The 20,206-nt window shown below is 58.8% G+C and carries 13 protein-coding genes, 3 tRNA genes and 1 pseudogene; 7 read left to right on the top strand and 10 right to left on the bottom strand.

Annotation, left to right across the window (positions count from 1 at the left end; all coding sequences use genetic code 11):
- The first annotated feature begins 74 nt into the window (after positions 1-74).
- Together LG376_RS10330 and LG376_RS10325 are read left to right on the top strand one after the other, a co-directional pair.
- Entirely contained in the window at positions 75-884 is an 810-nt protein-coding gene (locus LG376_RS10330) for a fumarylacetoacetate hydrolase family protein (RefSeq protein WP_225747046.1), read from the top strand.
- 46 nt (positions 885-930) lie between these two features.
- Positions 931-1,451 (top strand): annotated as a pseudogene (locus LG376_RS10325) (class I SAM-dependent methyltransferase).
- Here LG376_RS10325 and LG376_RS10320 read toward each other — a convergent pair.
- Positions 1,448-2,551 (bottom strand): isochorismate synthase MenF, encoded by a 1,104-nt coding sequence (locus LG376_RS10320; protein ID WP_225747045.1) that lies wholly within the window; start codon positions 2,549-2,551, stop codon positions 1,448-1,450. The pseudogene LG376_RS10325 and the gene LG376_RS10320 sit on opposite strands and share 4 nt — an antisense overlap.
- Before the next feature lie 100 nt (positions 2,552-2,651).
- Here LG376_RS10320 and LG376_RS10315 point away from each other — a divergent pair, with 100 nt between their 5' ends.
- Positions 2,652-3,767: a PHB depolymerase family esterase gene (locus LG376_RS10315; RefSeq protein ID WP_225747044.1), complete on the top strand. Its 1,116-nt coding sequence runs from the start codon at positions 2,652-2,654 to the stop codon at positions 3,765-3,767.
- A 78-nt stretch (positions 3,768-3,845) separates the two neighbouring features.
- Here LG376_RS10315 and LG376_RS10310 read toward each other — a convergent pair whose 3' ends face one another.
- From LG376_RS10310 to LG376_RS10280, 7 genes are all read right to left on the bottom strand, one after another.
- The gene (locus LG376_RS10310; protein ID WP_225747043.1) at positions 3,846-5,294 is read right to left on the bottom strand and encodes a choice-of-anchor M domain-containing protein; all 1,449 of its coding nucleotides are present in this window, start codon (positions 5,292-5,294) and stop codon (positions 3,846-3,848) included.
- Entirely contained in the window at positions 5,291-6,202 is a 912-nt protein-coding gene (locus LG376_RS10305; RefSeq protein ID WP_225747042.1) for an anchored repeat-type ABC transporter permease subunit, read from the bottom strand. Before LG376_RS10305 ends, LG376_RS10310 begins: the two co-directional genes overlap by 4 nt.
- Positions 6,199-6,933, bottom strand: coding sequence for an anchored repeat-type ABC transporter ATP-binding subunit (locus tag LG376_RS10300; RefSeq protein WP_370633408.1), 735 nt, complete (start codon positions 6,931-6,933; stop codon positions 6,199-6,201). Before LG376_RS10300 ends, LG376_RS10305 begins: the two co-directional genes overlap by 4 nt.
- Entirely contained in the window at positions 6,920-7,798 is an 879-nt protein-coding gene (locus LG376_RS10295) for a choice-of-anchor M domain-containing protein (protein ID WP_225747041.1), read from the bottom strand. Before LG376_RS10295 ends, LG376_RS10300 begins: the two co-directional genes overlap by 14 nt.
- Complete coding sequence (locus LG376_RS10290; protein ID WP_225747040.1) at positions 7,791-9,302, bottom strand: anchored repeat ABC transporter, substrate-binding protein; 1,512 nt, start codon at positions 9,300-9,302, stop codon at positions 7,791-7,793. Before LG376_RS10290 ends, LG376_RS10295 begins: the two co-directional genes overlap by 8 nt.
- Positions 9,302-10,849, bottom strand: a complete 1,548-nt coding sequence (locus LG376_RS10285) for a choice-of-anchor M domain-containing protein (protein WP_225747039.1) — start codon at positions 10,847-10,849, stop codon at positions 9,302-9,304. Before LG376_RS10285 ends, LG376_RS10290 begins: the two co-directional genes overlap by 1 nt.
- A gap of 90 nt (positions 10,850-10,939) precedes the next feature.
- Positions 10,940-13,330 carry a choice-of-anchor M domain-containing protein gene (locus tag LG376_RS10280; protein ID WP_225747038.1) on the bottom strand — a complete coding sequence of 797 codons (2,391 nt, stop codon included), beginning with the start codon at positions 13,328-13,330 and terminating at the stop codon, positions 10,940-10,942.
- 234 nt (positions 13,331-13,564) lie between these two features.
- On the opposite strand from LG376_RS10280, the gene gltX reads away from it, so the two are divergent.
- From gltX to LG376_RS10260, 4 genes are all read left to right on the top strand, one after another.
- Complete coding sequence (gene gltX, locus LG376_RS10275; protein ID WP_225747037.1) at positions 13,565-15,058, top strand: glutamate--tRNA ligase; 1,494 nt, start codon at positions 13,565-13,567, stop codon at positions 15,056-15,058.
- 206 nt (positions 15,059-15,264) lie between these two features.
- A tRNA-Gln gene (locus tag LG376_RS10270) sits at positions 15,265-15,336 on the top strand.
- A gap of 39 nt (positions 15,337-15,375) precedes the next feature.
- A tRNA-Glu gene (locus tag LG376_RS10265) sits at positions 15,376-15,448 on the top strand.
- A gap of 654 nt (positions 15,449-16,102) precedes the next feature.
- Positions 16,103-16,178, top strand: a tRNA-Glu gene (locus LG376_RS10260).
- 147 nt (positions 16,179-16,325) lie between these two features.
- On the opposite strand, the gene LG376_RS10255 is transcribed toward LG376_RS10260, so the two are convergent.
- Both LG376_RS10255 and LG376_RS10250 read right to left on the bottom strand, forming a co-directional pair.
- Positions 16,326-17,504, bottom strand: a complete 1,179-nt coding sequence (locus tag LG376_RS10255) for an IS256-like element IS1249 family transposase (protein WP_005323424.1) — start codon at positions 17,502-17,504, stop codon at positions 16,326-16,328.
- 493 nt (positions 17,505-17,997) lie between these two features.
- Positions 17,998-20,205 carry a YhgE/Pip domain-containing protein gene (locus LG376_RS10250; protein WP_225747036.1) on the bottom strand — a complete coding sequence of 736 codons (2,208 nt, stop codon included), beginning with the start codon at positions 20,203-20,205 and terminating at the stop codon, positions 17,998-18,000.
- Position 20,206 lies beyond the last annotated feature (1 nt).

The raw sequence follows: 20,206 nt of genomic DNA, 5'->3' as shown, positions 1-20,206 counted from the left end.
TTTACTCAAATTAACTAATTAACACCGTATCCTTTGCACACATGTGAAGGTGGCTATTGAGTAGGATTACCGCTATGCGTTTAGGACGAATTGCACACCCCGAAGGAATCTGTTTCGCCATTATCGATGGGCCAAAAGATGCCCCAAAGGAAGAGCTCGTAGCAAAGGAAATTGCCGGCACGCCCTTCACCCCACCGGAGCCAACCGGCCGCGAGTGGAAGCTTAACGAGGTTCGCCTCTTGGCGCCGACCCTTCCCACCAAGGTGGTAGCGCTTGGACGCAACTATGCGGACCACGTTGCCGAGGTTTTCAAAAAGTCTGCTGATAGCCTTCCTCCCACCATCTTCATCAAGCCATCTACCGCGGTCATTGGCCCGGATGCTGCAATCAAGATTCCGGACTACGCCACCAACGTCGAGTTTGAAGGCGAGCTTGCCGTGGTCATTTCTAAGCCGTCGAAAAACATCAAGGCCGAGAACTGGAAAGACCACGTGCTGGGATACACCATCTGTAACGACGTTTCCTCCCGCGACCTGCAGTTTAAGGATGGTCAATGGGCTCGGGCCAAGGGTATTGACACCTTCTGCCCGCTCGGCCCGTGGATCGAAACCGATCTGGACAGCTTGAATCTAGACGATCAGAAGATTAATGCTTATCTGACGCACGAGGGTTCTCGCGAGCAAAAGCAGGATTCCAATACTGACCAGATGATTGTGAAGATGGGCGGCATTTTGGAGGAGATCTCCGCTGCCTATACCTTGCTGCCCGGCGATGTCATCACCACCGGCTCCCCGGCTGGCACCGCTCCTATGGTCCCAGGTGACACCATCGAAATCGAGATCCCGGGCCTCGGCACCCTGCGCAATACCATCCACCGTGCATAACCCGAGCCACCAAGAACACCGCGCCTGCGTACCCACCTCCGAGGAAATGGAGGAACGCTACCAGAGTTCTGAACGGGTGTGGTCGGGCAATCCCAATGAGACCCTTGTTGATTATGCTGCGAAGCTGACCCTGGTACTGCCCTTGATATCGGGTGTGGAGAAGGCGCGGATGCGCTCTGGCTAAAGAACCACGGCTGGGATGTGTTGGGCATTGATTTCGCCCCGACTGCCGTCGCACGCACTAGGGCCCGCGGTGTCGCGGCGCAGGTCGCAACGTTTAGTGACTTTAGCCATGAGCCCTTTGACTTGGTCAGCGTCCACTATGGCGGGGTACGCGCCACGCCAGAAGAGGTGGAAAAGCTAGAGCGATTGGTGGCTCCAGGCGGAACACTGCTCTATGTCCATCACGATATGGAGTCGGCAGAGGCAGCGATGCCGGAATGGCTCGCGGAAAACCTGCGTGAGCTGGAAACGGTCGAGCTAACTCGTCGTGAACGCCACTTGACTGAAGGCGCGGGGGCGCACCACCAAAGCGATGTTGTGCTCGTCGCCAAGCGTGCAGCTTAGAGGCTAAGCGCCTTCAAAATGGTGCGCAGCTTGGCCGTGGTTTCTTCCAACTCGGCGTGGGCATCGGAATCGCCCACAATGCCACCGCCGGCCCAAGCACGCGCCGATAGTCCATCGCCGGCCACTTCTGCGCAGCGAATGGCTACCATGTACTCGCCGTCGCCGGAGCTATCACACCAACCGACCGCTCCGGCGTAGAATCCACGGTCCGTTTCTGCAGTCTCAATGAGGGCTTGGGCGGCCTCCGCAGGGGTGCCACAGATGGCCGGTGTGGGGTGTGTCGCCAGGGCAAGCTCAAGAGCGGTCAAGCCTTTATCCTTGAGTGTCCCGGAAATTGGCGTGCCAAGGTGCCACATCTCATTGGTGCTAATGAGTTGCGGGGCGTCCGGAATGTCTAGCTGCTCGCATAGCGGGCTAAGCACTCGGCGCAGGTGTTCCACTACGAAGGAATGCTCATGGAGATCCTTGGCGGAATGCAAGAGATTTTGACCTGCGATGTGGTCCTCAGCCGCTGCGCTGCGGCGCGGTGACGATCCGGCCAAGGGGAAGGCAGAAACGGTCGAGCCCTGACGCTTGACCAAAACTTCTGGAGAAGAACCAACCAGCATCGCGCCCGGCCGCCCAGCGGGGGAGAGATCGGCAATGAAGCCATCGCGGTTGGCGGAAAGGTCGATAAGGCGAGCCGCCACGAGGCGCGGATCAATAGCCTCAGGGAATTCGATATCTACGGCGCGGGCCAAAACCACCTTTTCCAGTTTGGAGGTTTCGATCGTGCCGATGGCCGCTTCAACTCGGCGCAGGTGCTCCTCGGGCTCTGGATCGAAGCCAACCACGCGGGAGCTCAAACTCTTATTGCGGTAGTAGGCGTGCGGTTCCAGCGGACCCTCTTCGCGGATGATGGCCTCCGGCACCGTTAGCGCGGCGGGCGTGTCAGAGTCGAACGGAATCGCACCGACGACCATGTCAACATCTTTGCTGCGCAGGGCGGAAATCGCCGCGTCGGTGTCATTAAAAGTGTGGCGCGCACCTTGGGTACGGACAGACCCCGTTGCTCGCGAAAGCAAAAAATCGGGGGCGGTGCTTGGTCTGTCTTCGTGCATGGGGATCTAGCTTAGTGCCTTGGGCTTTTCTTACAGAATTGAGTGTGCACTGGGCGTGTAAACAGTGAATCAAGTGAATAATGTGGTTAATTTTAACCTTGTGGCTAATGTTACTAAGTTTCTTTATCGTTCCCTATACCTGATCCTCGCTGCTGCGCTGGCTAGCGCTGCGCTTGTGTGTGCTGCGCCTGCCCATGCACAAGAAGGGCCAACCCCCGCTCCTGCACCGGCCCCAGCTCCAGTACCTGCTCCCGAAAACGCAATGCCCGTTACTCCGCAGCCCGATGGGTCCCACCTAGTTCCAGAAGGTGTTAAGGAGTCCACCCCGGCGCCAGCAGAAAATGGCAGCAGCGATAACAGTGCAGCGCCAGTTCCTGAGGGATCATCTCTTCCCGAGCCAGCGCCGCGGCCGGCAATGGTTGATACCAGCATCAATCCCAACCCGCCGTTTAAGCCGGGTTCCATGCAGTCCCTAGAGATGGAGCATGAGGGTAAGACCCGCAGGTACTTGTTGCGTATTCCAAACCACTATTCGCCGGAAAAGGCGGCCCCCGTTCTCTTCGGCTTTGGTGGGTGGGGAGATTCCCCGGAGAACTACTCCAGCTATGCACGCATGCAGACCACTGAGGCCAATAACGAGGCCATCATCGTCTATCCAGAGGGATTTGAGCGAGCCTGGGAGGCGGCGCCTTATGCTAAGACGCGCGATGGGGAGGATATCCGCTTTATCAAGCGCATTCTTGACTCGGTAGACAAGGACTACCACGTTGATCGAAACCGCGTATACGCCATGGGTATGTCTAATGGAGGCGGCTTTACCTCGGTGCTTGGCTGCCACGCACAGGACACCTTTGCTGCCGTAGCTATGGTTTCGGGTGCCTTCTACAACCCGGTTGAGGTCAACTGTGCCGATGCGCCGATGAATACCCTCATCATGCATGGTGTCAATGACAAGATGATGACTTATGAAGGCGGTGACCGGCACGAGGCCGGTTACCTCCCTGTGCGTACGGTGCTCGGCGGCTACCTTAAGCGCAATCGCTGCGATATGACTTTCCAGTCCACTCCGGAGGCTGGCGGTTCGGAACGACTGAGCTTTAACGGCTGCCAAAAGGATGTGCAACTGGTTAAGGTTCCGCAAGACCACACCTGGTTCTGGCAGCCAGATACGCCGAACGTGGTCTGGGACTTCCTGTCGTCTAAGACTCGGGTATAGAAGCATTAGCTCTTAGCCACCGCTAAAGCCCAGAGGAGAGATCCTCTGGGCATTTTGTTTTCTTAAGCCGGGCCTGCGCTAATCGACGCCCGGTATGTTCGCCGTGGCATCGTTGGTCTGGTGCTGGTGTGGTGTCTTCTTTTTGCGGAAGAACTGGACATAGACCAACAGCCCGATGCCGAGCGCTAAGGCGAATGCGCCCAGTCCGGCCAGGATCCCCGCCCAGAAGCTGCTTTTTGCGAGGGTAGAGGTATAGGCAGCGGCATCGGTCAGCACATTCTTGCTGTCCTTGTTCTCTGTGTCTGTTGCATCTGGAACATGCTGTGCACTGCGGGCGTCGGCGGACTTTGCTTTCGCACGGGACGAGGATTTTGTGCCCTTCGTACTGGCGGACTTCTTCGCAGTCGAGTGGGAAGAACCGCTGGTGGAAGCGGAGCGGTGCGAGCCAGATGACGTGCTCTTGCCTGATTTTGCGGTGGAGGCAGATTCGTTGACACGGCTAGCCGAGTGGTGGGTCGTAGTTTGTGAACCAGAACTGGACTTTTGCGCAGGGGCAGTGGATCGGGTTGATGTCGGAGCGTGGGACTTTTGTGGCGCTCCAGACTTTTCAGTATTCTCCGGCTTTTTGTGCGTTGAGTGTTTGCCCTTTTCCGCTTCGTCAGGTGCTCCGCCGTCGAGGAATTTTTGGCCTTCCTGCAGGGTCTTCTCCAGTTCCTTGTCCAACCCGGCGATGGATTTGTCTACATCTTTGATGTCCTTTTCCAGTTGCTTGGGGCGGCTATCCGCGCCGTTGCCAGAACCAGTGGCCGCATCCGCTTCGGAATAGTCCACGTCGCACAGGTCCTTCGCCTCAGCCTGCTTTCCTACGAGGAAGCCGGCATGGAGGTGGTGGCGGGAGCCGTCGGGAAGCTCAAAGGTAAAGCTCACCGCGTAGGTTCCGGGCTTGGTAAACGCAAATGCCGGGTGGGAATGCGAATTGCCTGGGTAATCCCAGGCGGATCCATCTTCAGTGTCCATGAGCACCGTGGGTTCGCCTAGCTCCGCCTGGTAGGCCACAATGCGCCCATCTTCTGGGCCCTGTGCGATCGCCATGCTTAAGGTTGCGGTGTCATCAGCGGCGAGTAGGTCTTGGGATAGCTCCTGGGTGTTAAAGCCCAGCCAGGGAGCGGTGGGGTCTTGGGTTTGAGGCAGTACCCAGCCTTCTTCAGGAAGGGAACTATCGCCGAGCCCAGATAGTGGCTGTTTCAACCCATCGGATACCTCGATAGCAAAGGTCTCAGAGTCATGCTTGATTCCCTTGTCATCGTCTTTAACCGTGAAGCTGAGGTCGCCGGAATCGCCGCTAAGCGCCATGTCTTGGTGGCCCTTGGTAATGAGATCGAAGTCGCTGGCGGAGCAGGCCGCGGCGGATTCTTCTGCGTGGGCGGAGGCGGGGGCTATGGCAGCTACGCCCGTCCCTGAAAGTGAGCCGAGGCCGATGAGACTGGCAGCGCCTAGGGCCACCGTGGTGCGGCAGACTGGTTTCATGAGGTAACGGATTCCTTTCGTGGGGTGTCGGGACGTGGGGCGTCGGAAAGCGAGGCACCGACGTGCTTGCGGGCGCCGAGGAGTGGATGGATGGCCCAAACGCTTAAGAAAATGACGGTGAGAGTGAGCACGATGGTGGCGCCGGCCGGAAGATCAATGGCCCATGCCAGGTAGATGCCGAAGAAGCTGGACAGCGCGCCGATGAGGGCGGAAAGCCACATCATGGTCGCAAGATGCGTGGTAAGCAGGCGTGCCGTCGCGGCCGGGGTGATAAGAAGTGCGAGGACCAAGATATTGCCAATGGTGCTCACAGAAATGACCACGGCGGCGGTGACACACAGGTACAACATGATGTCGAGCACAACAACGGGCAGACCCATGGCGCGGGCGGTTTCCCGGTCCAGGCAGGTGGCGTTGAGCTGGGGGCCAAAAGCTACGACGACGGCGATAACCAGTGCGCACACGCTGGCCGCGACGATGATATCGCTGCGGGATACGCCGGTGAGCGAGCCGAAGAGAAAGCTGGTCAGCGAAGCACTATAGCCATCGGTGCGCGAGATGATCACCATGCCTAAGGCAAAGGCAGCGGCGAAGAAAATGCCGATGATGGAATCTGCCCGTACGTGGCGGCGCTGCGAAAAGGCGGCGATGAGCAACGCCACAACCGCTCCGGCCACCGCGCCACCGACGAGCACGGAGGCTTGCAAAGCGAAGGCTATGGCCAAACCGGGAAAAACCGCGTGGGAGACGGCGTCGCCGATAAAGGCCATGCCGCGCAGCACCACGTAGCAGCCGACGACGCCGCAAACGATGGCCGCAAGCACAGAAATACCTACCGCGCGGGCGAGAAAGTCGAGGTGGGGGTTAGCCAGGTCGCGGAGGAAATCGAGAAAGGAAATTTCTATCATGCGGAGACTCCAATGGCAGAAAGCAGGGGAGAACCGGCGCGTACGCCAAAGGTTTGCGTCCACGGAGCGGTCTGGTGAAGAAGGCGCGGAGCGGAGTCATCGGCCACCACGGTGCCGTTAAAGAGGACCAAGCGGTGGCAGGAGTGCGCCGCTTCAGACAGGTTGTGGGTGGACATGAGGATGGCCTTGCCGCGCTGGGAGAGCTCTTCGAATAGCTCGAGTAGTGATTCGGTATTGGGGGCGTCGAGGCCGGTGAAAGGCTCGTCGAGCAGCAGCACGTCTGGTTGCGTGGCGAGCGCTCGGGCGATGAGGACGCGTTGGCGCTGACCACCGGAGAGCTCCTCGATGGGGCGGGTGGAAAAATTCTCCATGTTTACCAAGCGAAGAGCCTCTGTCGCCGCGGCGTGGTCCGCGGCACGCGGCCGCTTGAGCCAGCCGATGATGCCGGTGCGCCCGCTGAGCACGGTGCGGTAGACATTGATGGGAAAGCCCCATTCCACCTCGTGCCGCTGGGGCACGTAGCCTACGATTCCCCCGATCTCTCGGGTACCGGAGGACGGGATGAGCCCTAAAATGGCGCGCATAAGCGTGGTCTTGCCCGCGCCATTGGGGCCTAAGAGCCCAATGAATTCTCCCGGGTGGACCTCTAGGTTCGCACCGGTGATTACGCGCCGGTGGGATAGCGATACGTCCAGGTCGGCAACGGAAATGAGCGGTTTAGCCACGGCTATCGCCCCGCTTGGAAGAGCGCAGTACTAGGCCAAGGGCCAGCAGGAGTACGACGGCACCCACGCCGGCGAGGATAAAGACCCAAGTGGGGATGGAAGAGCCTGTGGTCTGGGCATCGTCTGGATTCCAAGTAGTATCTTGGGCCGCTTGGACATCGGCATCATCGCCCACGGCAAAGGTGAGCACGCCATCGGTGCTGAAATCGGCGCCATCTTTGGTCTTGCCTTTGACCCTGATACCTACCTGATGGGTGCCTGGCTCTGTAAACGTCCAGTTGGCATGGGTGTGGGTATTGAGGTCTACCCAGAAGTCTTCGTCGCTTTTTTGCGCGGTAGACCACAACAGCTGTGGTGCTTCAAAACCGCCGTTTTGCAGGAAAAGGGAGAAATCGCCGGGCCCGGAGTGGCCGAGGAATTCCATGGTGACTCCGCGATCGGCGGCATCGACAAGCGAGGGCGCTTGGGTATTCCAACCCAGCCAGGGAACCCCGACCTGCTCGGTTTGGGGAACTACCCAGACCTTTTCGCCGGAATCGGCGCCTACAAAGCCAAAGTCATCGGTCTCCGGTAGGGTTTGCTGTGCCTTATCGCCCACGGCAAAGACAAGACCATCTAGGTGGCGCCAGACGGGCTTGTCGCCGGCATCATCGCGGGCCATGAGTTCGGAATCGGTGCCGTTGAGCAAAGCGCCAACGTCAACGTGGCCGGTGTCGATGACCTTGTCCTCGCCCTGTGGGGCGACCTGTTCCTCGGCGCCGACGACTTGTGCGAGGTCGCCGGCCCAGGCAGGGCTCGTAGAAAAAGCAAGGCCGGCAGTAAGGGCGCAGGCGGCGGTGCGAATAGCGGTACGGGTAGCGAATTTAAGCATTGTTTTCTCCATTAGTGGAATTGGGGTTCAGGCAACGCTGGAGTGAATCAGCGTTGAACTTCATGAGGTCGATATAGGAGCCGACGGTGTCGTCCAGCGTGTCGCCATAAATGGGGCACAGCGCCACGCCTTGTTCCGCGGCGGCCTGGGTAAGGGTGTCGGCGCTGGCCTGTTGTACGGGCTCGACAAAAACAGCAGGCAGATGCAGGTTCTCCAGCGTGCGGCGCAACGCTATGACCTCCCGCGGGGAAGGCTCGATGGCCGGGTTGGGCGTAACAAAACCCGCCACCGAAATGTCATAGCCCTGCTCGAGGTAGGCGTAGCCATGGTGCGTGGTCACTAGGTGCCGGTTTTTAGCAGGGATAGAGGCAATGGCGCGGCTTACATAGTCATCCGTGTCCCGCAGGCGCTTCGTATAGGCCGCTGCCCGCTGCCGGTAGGCGGCACCGTGGGAGGGATCTGCTTGCGCCATCTCCTCCGCAATGACATCTACGTAGGCGATAGCGTTGTCCACGTTGTGCCATAAATGCGGATCCACCTCGCCGTGGATGTGCTTGCCCAGCACGGCCTGCGGCAAGAGGTAGGTATCCGAGCCCGGCGCGCCGAGGAAGCGGTAGGCAGGATCCGGCGGGATGGGCTGCAGCACTGACGAGGGGATAGATACCGCGGTGGTGGCGGGGTCAAAGCGCTTGTCTTGGTCGCGCAGGTCAATGCGGTGCTGCGCCAGGTTTGCCTCAATATCCAGGTGCCCGGAATCAATGGCCTGCATTCCAGCGGGTGGGTTGACGCCCACGGCTACAGTGAGGTGCTGGACTTCGGTCCCGTCGGCCTGAAACCCAAGGCGGTAGATCCCTGGCTGGGAAAACCCCCAAGAGACGTGGGTGTGGGCGTTGGCAGGAAGGGTTACTGCGTCTTCCTTGCCATCGACGCCATCAGCCGAGTTAAAGAGGATCTCCGGGGTACCGAAGGCGGAGACCACATAGGCCGCCACGTCGCCCGGTCCGTCGGCTGAAACCATGCGAAAGTCCACTCCGGAGGAGTGTGGCGCGGCGCCGCTGATGCGCAGGCCCAGCCAAATGGCATCCAAGGAGACATCTTCGACCAGCGGCACCAGGGTGGCACCGCGGGTAGAGGCAGCGTCGGCGACCTCCACCACGGGGGCATCGGTGGACTCGTGCAGCGTATCGATAAGTGCTTGCGGCTCCAGCAGGTAGCCGTTGCTTAGCGCCAGGTTGGCGTTGGCAATATCGCGCACCGTGCGCAGCGTTGGCTCGAAGGTATGCGGATCCTTGCCGCTGGGGATGAGGCTTTTGACCTGGGCATCTTCTCCTGCTACGTTGCGCGCTAGGTCTGCCAGGATTGGGGTGGTAGCCACCACGCTGAACACTTCTCCGGTCCCAGCATCATGTGCGGCCGAGGACGCACAACCAGCGGTGAGCAGGCAACAGCCCAGAACTGCCCCTACGGTAAGGCGCCGGCGATTGTGGGAAAATGAACGCCCCATTAGTCCGCTGCCTTAGCTACGGCCAGCCGCGCAATGCCCAGGCCGAGGAAGAGCATTCCCAGGCCCAACACCCCGATGCCGAGGGGCACGATGGGGGTTCCAGTATTGGCTAAAGAACCGCCCGTGCCTTGTGCCTGCGCCGACTGACCGTTGCTGGATCCGGTGTGTGAGGTAGAGCCGCTAGCGCTTGCCGACGCCCCACCTGCCGCCGCGCCATTCCCACAGTCGCCGCCGTCTGGATTCACGGCAGCTCCCAAGTCGAAGTGTCCGTTGTCAAATGCCTTGGCCGGTGCATCCCCGCCGATGACGAAATGGAGCGTTGCCTCACCGGCAACTTGCTTTCCCTCACCAGTTTGAGCTACTTGGCGGATGGTGACGTCATAGGTTCCCTGGGCGCCAAAGACCCAGTTGGGGTGCACGTGAGTATTCGGGGCGATGGAATGGGTGCCTTCTGCTGCATCTGCGTTGCCGCGGAACCACTCCTCGCCGACGACCTTGCCCAGCCCGCCCTGGGAGTAGACCATCATCGGGCCGGGGCCCTTGAAGCCCACTAATTCCCAGGTGACATCGCCGGGGATATTTTCACGCATCGACGGGCTTTGGGTATTCGCACCTAACCACGGAACACCCTCGACCTGGGTAGAACCAATCATCCAGGCCTTTCCTGCTGGCACTGGTCCTACTTCTTGGGGGAGATCCACGCTGGATTTATCGGAGAGGTAGAAGGTGGCACCATCGGCATCGCGCCACTCGGAGGGCGAGACCGTATCGTCTTTGATTTGCGGGGTCATGCCCGGGGTGCATTCTTCGCCTGTTGCGGCGCCGGACGTCTCCGAGCCTGCCGCGTCGCTCTTGCCTGCAGGTCGCTTTGTGCTTGCAGCTTCCTGGTCAGTGGTGGCGTCGCCGGAATCAGCCGCGCGATCCGCGGTGGAGGCATCGCCGCCGTCGCCCACCTCCCAGGTGTAGGTCACCGCATTGCTGGACTCGCCATTGGAATGGGCGCGCACCGTCATGGTGTAGGTGCCGGCCTCGCTAAAAGCCCAATTGACGTGCTTGTGGGCAGGATGGGGCTGGTTGATGACCTCACCGCTGGTGAGCTCCATGGAACCGGAATCAGTCACGGCATTGATGCCACCAAAACTGCTGGTTTCAAAGACATACACGGAGCCCGGGCCGGAGACCTCGGCAAATTCCAGATCAACGCTTTCGAAGCCGCCATCGCGGACGGGTTGGGTATCCCAGCCCGGCCAGATGATGCGCTGGTCTTGGGCCTGTGGCAGGAAATAGGTGGGTTGGCCGATTTCTGGCACGCCCTCGGTGGCATCGGACCAGGCATCCTCGACGACTTTGAGCACTACGTCATCGCCAGAGCGCGGAACGGCAGACCCCGTGATGTCTTCCTTCATAGAAAGGTGCAGCGTGCCATCAGGGGCCGTGACGTAGAAGGCGTCGACGTGTCCGGAATCAAAGACCTCATCGAAGGCCAAGGCTGCGCCGGGAGAGAAGAAGGCTAAAGCTGCGGCAAAGACAGCAGCAAGTACCGACATGAACCGGCGCCTCTGTGGGGCGCGCCGGGTGGCAGGAGAGTGGGTTTGGTGCATTGTGGTGTCCCGTCTAGTCAGTTGGGTTGGTGTGGGTTAGAAATTGAGGCCGAAGCGCCGGCGGATGAGGTCTTCGTTATCGCGGAAGAAGTTATAGAAGGCCTTGAAGACCACCACGAGGACCGCTGGGAGGACTAAGCTCCACGGGCTCCACGAGGACCCCTTTGGCTCTTCGGGCTTAGCGGAATCGTCTGGCTTCTCGTCCGGCTTCTCGGTCGGCCTCTCGCTGGGGGTCTCGCCCTCGGAGTCGCTCGGCTTGCGGGAGGAACAAGAATCTAGGGTTTTATCGCCCACGGCAAAGGTCAGAGTTTGCGGCTCGGACTTAAGTTCCTTGCCGTCCTTCCCCGTGGCCGTATAGGTGGCCTCGAAGGTATAGAGGCCAGGCTTGGAAAAGGCCCAGTGCGTGTGGGTGTGGGCCGGAAAGCTGGTCTCGATGGTGTAGTCCTTGGCCGCGGAGTTCGCCAAGACCGAAAAGCCCTTGCCATGGGAGGCGTCGATAAAGGCGCCCCACTCGGCCCCGTCTGGGGTGGAGGTGGGCTTCAGGTTGAGGTTGACGGCATTGTCTTTGGTCGCGGAATAATCCAAGTCCTGAGTGTTATAACCGGGCCAGATAATGTGTTGATTCTGTGTCTGCGGTAGGTGATAGAAGCGCTCACCGGGATTTCCGAGAAAGTCGAACTCCTTGCCCGCAAGCTTGTCGTTGCGTCGGGTGAGCGCATTATCGTGTACGCCGAGCACCACGTCATCAAGTTTGCGGTCGACAGACTTCTTATCCACCTGTGCCGTGTCATCGCGCAGAACGGTAGTAAAGCCGCCTTCGGCAGGCTGAGCCTTGATGTCCACGTGCCCACGATCCAATAGGTATTTCTCGCTGCACTGGTGCGTGTCGGCTTCCGCTTCATTTGCGCCAGGCTGCGGCGCCTGCGAAGGCGAGTCTTCCTTGCCGGGAGTGGTGTCCGGTTCCTCGTTGGAAGTGGAGAACCGCCCCGTGGTTTCGTAGTTTTCGCCGAAGGCAAAGGACTCGGTAATCACGCTGCTTGCATGCCCGGCCTTCACGGTGGAATGTGGAAAGAGGTTCACCTTGGCATAGGAGCCGGTGAAGTATTCGCCCTCGTCAAAGGCAACCTCGCCGTGGCCATTGGTAATGGGGGTTTCAAGATCCACGGTGGGGTACTTGGAATCCTTGGCATCATAAAGACCGCCGGTGAGAAGACCGTTGAAGTTTTTATCCTCGGTATCGACCACGATTTTGGTACCGCCCTTGCCCTGCTTGCGCATGCGGATGGTATAGCCCAGCTCCTGCAACTCGGTTTCCTGGGTGGGGGCAAGCTGGCGCGGGTGGGAGGCTTCCTGCCACGTATCAGCGGAGGAAGAAGAATCTGTCTGAACGGACGCGCCGGGCTGGACATCAAGGGGACTAGAAATCCAGCGCGGGGCGTCACCCTCTGGGGTAAATACGGCCTGCACCCGGGAAGGCTCTGGCCCCATGTACTCGTCCCACTGCGCGCGGCCGTTCTTAACGGGGAGGTCGGTGAGGAAATAGCCGTCGATAAGCAGCGTCAGGGTACCCTGCGCCTTATTTTTAGCGTCGAAGGAAATAGTGGTGAGCTTGTCATCGCCGTCTTTTTCGGGATTGCGCTTAGGGGCCATGCGTAGGCTGTAGCCGGCAGCGGCGGCGTCGCCAGTCGCGGACTGGGCAAAGCGTTCCTTGAGGCTTGGAGTCTTCTCGTTTTTGGGCTTGTGGCCACCTACTTGAATCGTTGTGGTCTGTGGTTCATTGGCAATAAGCCGGCCGTCCTTGCCGCGCGCACTGGTGCGGTAGGTCAGGCGGTAACGGCCGGGCTTGGTAAACAGCGTGGAGTTGTGGGTGTGCGTGCCTGCAACGAGATAGGCCGAATGCGGTGAATCAGGGAAGGAGCCGAGCATACGGTGCAGCTGGGTGCCGTCCGCATCATCCTTATTGGTAAACAACTCGACCTCGCCGGGGCCATCGACGCTCAGCAAATCTAGGAAAGCCACGCCATCGCGGAATTTGTCAGTAGGCAGGGAAGTATCGGCGCCAAAGCCCAACCAGATGGGTGAAGTATTGCCGGACACCTGGTGCGGGGCGGTGTAGTACGTGGTTCCGGGCGCCCCAATATAGTCTTGAGTGCCGTTTTCCGGCAGCGTATAGAGGTACTGGTTGTGGCCGTCCATGGCACTGTAGCCCCTGCCCACCCAGGCAACGGTGTCTGCGATCGGCGGCTCTTGTCCCCCAAATTCAGACTTCAGGACAAAATCGTTGTTTTCCCAAAATGACTTGGGGGAGTCAACGTGGGTATCGGTGACAATGTGCTTGCCATCATCGGGGCCGGCGACGGCCGTGGCGGGCGTGATAAGCGCTAGCGTGCTGAGCGCGGCAAGGAAGCGGATGCGTGGGGAAGCCACTGTTGGGGAGGCCTTTCTACAGTTCTCATAATTCCATCAGAAACTATAGAAAATGAATTTCATAAACCGTTAGTGGTAATGGAAGCCGTTTTCGCTGACCTGTGCATTTCTACTGAAATCTATTTCCGCTTACCCCTATTTGTGTGTAGGTGCACACGGAAAGTAGCCCCGCGCGCCGGGGTGGTGTGGGCCCGCTTTGGGCTGGTGCGGACTGGAATCGGCGGCTCCACTACGATGGTTGGCATGACTGAAGTACGCGTTAGATTCTGTCCATCCCCAACCGGCACACCGCACGTAGGCATGGTGCGCACCGCACTATTCAACTGGGCCTATGCCCGCCATACCGGTGGCAAGCTGGTATTTCGCATCGAGGACACCGATGCCGCCCGTGACTCTGAAGAGTCCTACCAGGCCATCATTGATTCCCTGACCTGGCTTGGGCTGGGCTGGGATGAAGGCATCGATGTCGGTGGCCCGCACGAGCCTTACCGTCAGTCCCAGCGCATGGACATCTATAAGGAAGTTTTGGACAAGCTCATCGAAGGTGGCTTTGTCTACCCGGCATATTCCACTGCCCAAGAGGTAGAGGAGCGCCACAAGGCGGCCGGCCGTGACCCGAAGCTGGGCTATGACAACTTTGACCGCGATCTCACCCAGGAGCAGATCGATGCTTTTGAGGCCGAAGGTCGCAAGCCTGTCTGGCGCCTGCGCATGCCGGAGCAGGACTGGACCTGGACTGATCTGGTGCGCGGGGAAATGACCTTCAAATCTGAAACCCAGCCAGATTATGTGGTGGCTCGCTCCAATGGTGCGCCGCTCTATACCCTGGTTAACCCGGTTGATGATGCCCTGATGCGCATCACCCACGTGCTGCGTGGTGAGGACCTGCTTTCTTCTACTCCGCGTCAGCTCGCGCTTTACGACGCCCTTAAGAAGATTGGCGTTGCCGAGTTCACCCCAGAGTTTGGCCACCTACCCTTCGTGATGGGCGAGGGCAATAAGAAGCTGTCTAAGCGCGACCCGCAGTCCAACCTGTTTAACCACCGCGATAACGGCATCATCCCGGAGGGCATGCTCAACTACCTGTCCCTGTTGGGCTGGTCCCTGTCCGCGGACCAGGACATCTTCAGCATGGATGACTTGGTAGAAAACTTCGACGTCCACGACGTGCTGGGTAATCCCGCACGCTTTGACCAGAAGAAGCTCGAGGCCATCAACGCGGATCACATCCGCCAGCTAGACCCAGAAGAGTTTGCCTTCCGTCTGCGTAACTACTTGACCGAATACACGGATTTCCCGGCTGACTATGACGGTGAGAAGTTCGCCTTCGCCGCAGATCTTGTACAAACCCGCATCAAGACTCTGTCTGATGCCTATGGTCTCATGAGCTTTTTAGTGACCCCGGATGCCGACCTAAAGCTCGATGAGAAGGCGGCGAAGAAGAACCTCAAGGAAGAGGCCATTCAGCCGCTCGAGGTGGGCATCGAGACCCTCGAGGGCATTGCGGACTGGAAGACCGAGAATATTGAGGCGGCACTATCCAAGGCCCTTATTGAAGACCTTGAGTTGAAGCCCCGTAAGGCTTACGGCGCACTGCGCGTAGCTATTTCCGGCGCCCAGGTTTCCCCACCGCTCTTTGAGTCCATGGAGCTGCTGGGTAAGGAGTCCACCCTGGCCCGCCTTCGTGCGGCCCGTGAAGTGACTCCCTACGTGTCGGCGACACAGTAGGAGGAGCACCTTCCGTAAGGCGGCGAATGATAGCTGAACTACAGCGCTGTCATTCGCCGCATTTTATTTACCATCCTAGTGGCCTAAAAATGTGTTGTGCGCTGGCGATTTGGCAGTTTACGCGATGATCATTATAGTTATTACACGTTGCAGCGAGCAAGGGAGAACAGCCGGAAGGCGTTAAGCTTCCAACGCAAGTTAGCAAATGGCCTATGGTGTAATTGGCAACACAGCGGTTTCTGGTACCGCCATTCTAGGTTCGAGTCCTGGTAGGCCAGCAGTGAAAATGCATTAAACCGCAGGATCACTAGTTCTATGCCCCGTTCGTCTAGCGGCCTAGGACGCCGGCCTCTCACGCCGGTAACACGGGTTCAAATCCCGTACGGGGTACAAAGACCTCCAGCCTAAAGGCTGGAGGATTTTTCATATCCGGGGAAATGTCTTTTTCTAGCGCCAGCGTGGGGTGTGGCCACGGCGCAAATAAAACTGGTTATAACCTACCCCCAGACCATTGGGCTCGTCCGTGCAGTTAGCAGCGTTCTGCCAATGAAACCAGGGTTAAGACCACCGCGAAGTTGTGCAAAACCCTTCCTGTCCTGCACGTGCAGGCATAAACTGCAAGTACAGCAGAAAACAAACAGAAAGGAGAGCGGGTGACAGAAAGCGAAACGCACCACAGCCAAGGCGCACAGCCCGAAAGCGTAGCCAGGTAGTAACGCTATAATCCACAACTTCCTTCCCACCAACGTTTGTACGAAGTATAGGAGCCTGCTGCATATGCTCTTCGACGCACAGCGCCATCCCGAGTCCTACTAGCACAGCGTTCTCGGCCACGGACTATCCACAGATTGCTTGCGGAATAACCACTGATTCGATCCGCACCTCGGCCACGAAGAACCCTCACTGCAGTACCGGACTCGGGAATTTTTGCGTTTTCCTTCGCCTGCCCTCAAAACCGTCGTTGACCGCGCGATTTGTGCTGAATTAACCCATCGTTTACTCTTAACAAGTCCGCAACGCACAGCGTGCGATTGCCGCGAACGCGCCCCGTTCGTCTAGCGGCCTAGGACGCCGGCCTCTCACGCCGGTAACACGGGTTCAAATCCCGTACGGGGTACCAACGGAAAGCTGCGAGCCACTTGGCTCGCAGCTTTTTCTTTACCTAAGACCTGTGCGGTCTAGCGACATGTAGGGGAGGCCTCGAGGGTTAAGGGCTAACCGTGGGTTAAGGGTCAAAATGTGTGTCTGGCTCGGCGTGTCGCGGGGGTTAGATTTGGCCTTTTTGAATGCCGATTGAGTGGGTGTAGTCGGTGTCGATAGCGTTGTCGTAGAGGGCTGGGCGTCCTGTTTCGTGGTCGGCTTGGTTCTCGGTTTGGGTCAGGGTGGATACTTTGGCGAGTTGGCCCTGGCCCCAGTCGGACTGCCTGGCGATTCGTACTGGATCGTCAGGCAGTTCCGTTTTTAAGTAGAGCCACCAATCCAGCATGCGGCGTTGTCGTTCGCCTGATCTGCCGCGGTGGGTTCTGGCGAGCAGTTTGAGCTGGGCGTTGATGCCGCCTTCTAAGCTGTTGGTGGTGGATTTGATCCGCTCGGGCGCAAGGACTCCTGCTGGCGGGTTGAGGTAGACAAACAGCATCTCGGACCGCCAAAGATGGTTGAGGCTGTTGTAGGCCTTGCGCACGTTGTGGTGGGTCCACACGCGGGTCCATGCACCTGTTTTGGGGTCTTTGATCATGGTTTTCTCGTTCATCCATTCCCGGTAGATCGTTGAAAACTCGTGCAGTTGCACACCCCACGCGGCGGCTTCATCCAGTGTGGTGATCCGGGTCAGTTTCAGCGCAAGTCGGTAGATGGTGCGCCCGGCATCGGTGCGTGGGTTGGTGGTGGTGTAGCGGCGGACCACGCGTTGGGCGTGGACGAGGCAGCGTTGAATTTTCGTAGTCGGCCAGCACTTTTTGATTGCGCTGTATGCGCCTTGGCCGCCGTCGATGACGGCGATGAGTGGGGCTTCGATGCGTTCAAGCAGCAGTTGGTAGTCGCGGGTGGTTTCGTGTTTGCACCAGTGCCAGGCGATCACGTGGTCGATGGTCGCCGCGACGATCAGGCAGCCACCGGCGGTGTAGGTGCCATCGAGAAATACCTGGTCGTAGATCCGCTTGTGGTGGCCGGCGGTGGGGTCAGGCACATCAACGAGCCAGCACCACTTGAAGCGCCGCTTCATGGTGGCGCGGCTAACACCGTTTCGTTTGGCTAGGTCGTCGAGTGATATTGCGGTGGTGCAATGCTCGATGAACTGGGTGAACACTGCCGCGTTGGTGATGTCGTTTCGACGTTTGACGCTGGAGGCGCCGCATTGTTTGCAGCGCCATCTGGTGGTGCCTTTGCTGGTGGTGCCGTTGCGTTTCATTTCACCGCCGCAGTGGCAGCGTGGTTGGTTCTTCGACATTGCGACACCACACCACGCCGCGCATAGCACATCACGGCTGCCACACCGAGGATTTCCCGTCGGGGGCTAGATATATGCTTCCGGAGCATATACTTTCCGGAAACCTACAGGTCAATCCGTGAAAATCCGCGATTCCGGACACACTTTTTGACCCTTAACCCCTAACCGTCCTGCCCACGGGACGGTTTGGGAGCCGAGGTAAAGCGGGGCGCAGACTCCCATAGCGGTCTTTTAGTAGGGCCTCAGGTGGGGGCCGTAAGTGACTACGTGCCCGATAGCTGCGTTCGAGGGAATCCCTTAAGAAGGAAGCTAGACCTAGCCGATAGGAAGGGTATCCGAGTCCCTTTAGTGGATGCATATGCGGCTTTCTCTGCCCCTTCTAGGTCTTTGGGGAACTAGCTGGGACCCGACCATGAAAGAAGCCCACCAAGTCGTGAAACGGGCTTGGTGGGCGGTGTAGGAAGGGCGGGAGGGGAGGCGTCGACCAGCGTGGCTACGCCATAACCTTCGTCTTTTTAATCGCCTTCTGCAGGCGCTTGTGGTAGGCATCCATAGCGCGGCGGAGAATGAGGCCGACGATGAGTGCCGGGATGGTAAAGAGCAGTAGCATGCCCAACTCGCGCCAAATATCGCCGTGATAGATGCCCGCAATGGCGCTGCGGAAAGCATCAATGGCGTACGTCGCTGGCAGCCATGGGCTCACGTTTTGGAACCATTCAGGCAGCAAAGGCAGCGGGTACGCGCCGCCGGAGCCAGAGACTTGTATCACGAGCAACAACACCGCCAAGGCCTTGCCGGCACTATCGAGCGTGATGACGAGTGAATAGATGATCAGCATAAACACCAGCGAGACTATCCATGCAGCAAACATGAGCATGAATGGGTGGGCGGGCTCGATCTGGACGAAGAAGATGAGGCTGAGGACTACCAAGGTGGCCTGCGCGAGTCCGACCAGGCCGAGTGTGGCAAAGCGACCGAAGAATGCTTGACCACGGGTGAATTCGCTCTCGTCGTACTTCCCGTTTTCGTCCTTGCGCAAGTATTTACGCTCGGCGTTGGTATGCACCAGCACGCATGCCAGAAGGGCGCCTACCCATAGTGACAAGGTGAGGTAGAACGGCGTCATACCCACGCCAAAGGCGGCGACAGGGTAGACCGGCTGGCGGTCTACAGCCACGGGAGCGGCAATGCGGGAGGCGAGCAGTTCTGGATCGTTGCCGACAATATCCGCTAACTTGTCCAAATCGCCGCCACGGCGCGCCTCGTCGATCTTGCGGCCCATGTCCGCAAAACGGCCGCTTTGCTCCCGCAGGGTGCCGGCAAGGCCGGCGGTGGTATCGCGGGCGCGCGCCAGGCTTTGCTGTGCCGACCCGTCATCCTGGGAAACCGAAGAGCGAATGCCTGCGATGTCCTGCTTGACAGCATCAATATCGTCCGCGACCACCGAGACGCTTTGGTTGAGCTGATCTAGTTGGGGCTTGAGGTTCTCGTTATAGGAATTGCGTGCCTTCTCAGCAGCCTGCTTGGCATTAGCGATGGCATCCTTAGTGCGCTGTCGGGAGTTTTGGGACGTGCCACGGCCTTGCTCAAGGTCTTCGGCGGTAGATACCAGCGAATCATGCAGTGCCTTGCTTTGCGCAATGGAGGCATCAAGCTGGCCCATCATCGCCTTATATCCACCCACGACCGGAGCTGGTAGAGCTACCTTATCGGCTTGGTCCTTGATGGAGGCGCGAACTCCCTCAAAGGCCTGAGTTTGCTCATCCACCCGCTCAGCAGCGGTGCGGTAGGTCTGCGCCGTTTGTGCGCTGGTGTTGCTTGCATTATTGAGCAACTCATCGACCTGGGCAGAGAGCGCATCGTAGCTTTGCGTTGTAGCCGCCAAGGAAGCGTCGAGCGAACCAGCCGAGTCATTGAGAGTAGAGCGCAGAACGTCGATGGGGTTTTCGCCTCGGTCATTGTCTGTCTCCGTAGCCTGGCGGCCAGCCTCGGCGAGAATATTGTCCGCTGCCTGCGTAAGCGGCAGGGTGGAGTCGACCAGATTGCTTAGTGCACCTACGGTACCAGCTGCAGCATCGAGGCGGGTGCTGACGTTGTTGACGCGATTGTGCAGGTTATTGAGTGCAGTCTGGGTATCGTCCTCATTGAGGTATTGATCAAGATCCGAGACGACGCCAAGGCCGACTTTGGATACCACTCGGGTGAAAGACTCGTCGATTTTCTGGATGACGCCGTCCGCGCTCTTTTGCGTGATGGTGGTAGACAGCGCGTTCTTCTTCTCGTTGGTATAGAGGTTGAGCTTGCTTGGCTCGGTTCCTTCTACATAGAACGTGAGGAGATCCGCGCTGAAGTCTTTGGGTAGGACAATGCCGGCATAGTATTCGCCAGACTTTGTTCCTTCAACCGCATCGGCGCTATCAGTGATGACCCAATCAATATCGTGATTGCGGCTGAGCTGTGAGAGCACCTCATCGCCCAGATTAAGTTTCAGCGAGGCGAGGTCGCTTTCGTGGCCTTCATCCTCGCTGGCCACAGCAATCTTGAGCTGGTTGGTATTAGCAAAGGGATCCCAACTAGCCAGCACGTTGAAGGACGTGAAAAGCAACGGGATGATGGCAAGGCCAAAGATGATGACCGCGGTCATCACATTGGTGCGAATGGCGTGGAGGTCATCGCGGAGAATGGTCAGAATGTTCTTCATG

Origin of the sequence: Corynebacterium sp. Marseille-P4611, assembly GCF_916618765.1 — a bacterium.
GTDB classification, from domain to species: domain Bacteria; phylum Actinomycetota; class Actinomycetes; order Mycobacteriales; family Mycobacteriaceae; genus Corynebacterium; species Corynebacterium marquesiae.
Note: the sequence above shows the minus strand (reverse complement) of the source record. Positions and strands in the feature narration are given on the sequence as shown.

Excerpts from the sequence above, each read along its gene's own strand:
- LG376_RS10255 (WP_005323424.1), bottom strand. The coding sequence starts at position 17,504 with ATGTCGAAGAACCAACCACGCTGCCACTGCGGCGGTGAAATGAAACGC.
- LG376_RS10295 (WP_225747041.1), bottom strand. The coding sequence starts at position 7,798 with ATGCTTAAATTCGCTACCCGTACCGCTATTCGCACCGCCGCCTGCGCC.
- LG376_RS10285 (WP_225747039.1), bottom strand. The coding sequence starts at position 10,849 with ATGTCGGTACTTGCTGCTGTCTTTGCCGCAGCTTTAGCCTTCTTCTCT.
- LG376_RS10305 (WP_225747042.1), bottom strand. The coding sequence starts at position 6,202 with ATGATAGAAATTTCCTTTCTCGATTTCCTCCGCGACCTGGCTAACCCC.
- LG376_RS10290 (WP_225747040.1), bottom strand. The coding sequence starts at position 9,302 with ATGGGGCGTTCATTTTCCCACAATCGCCGGCGCCTTACCGTAGGGGCA.
- LG376_RS10320 (WP_225747045.1), bottom strand. The coding sequence starts at position 2,551 with ATGCACGAAGACAGACCAAGCACCGCCCCCGATTTTTTGCTTTCGCGA.
- LG376_RS10310 (WP_225747043.1), bottom strand. The coding sequence starts at position 5,294 with ATGAAACCAGTCTGCCGCACCACGGTGGCCCTAGGCGCTGCCAGTCTC.
- LG376_RS10250 (WP_225747036.1), bottom strand. The coding sequence starts at position 20,205 with ATGAAGAACATTCTGACCATTCTCCGCGATGACCTCCACGCCATTCGC.
- gltX (WP_225747037.1), top strand. The coding sequence starts at position 13,565 with ATGGTTGGCATGACTGAAGTACGCGTTAGATTCTGTCCATCCCCAACC.
- LG376_RS10330 (WP_225747046.1), top strand. The coding sequence starts at position 75 with ATGCGTTTAGGACGAATTGCACACCCCGAAGGAATCTGTTTCGCCATT.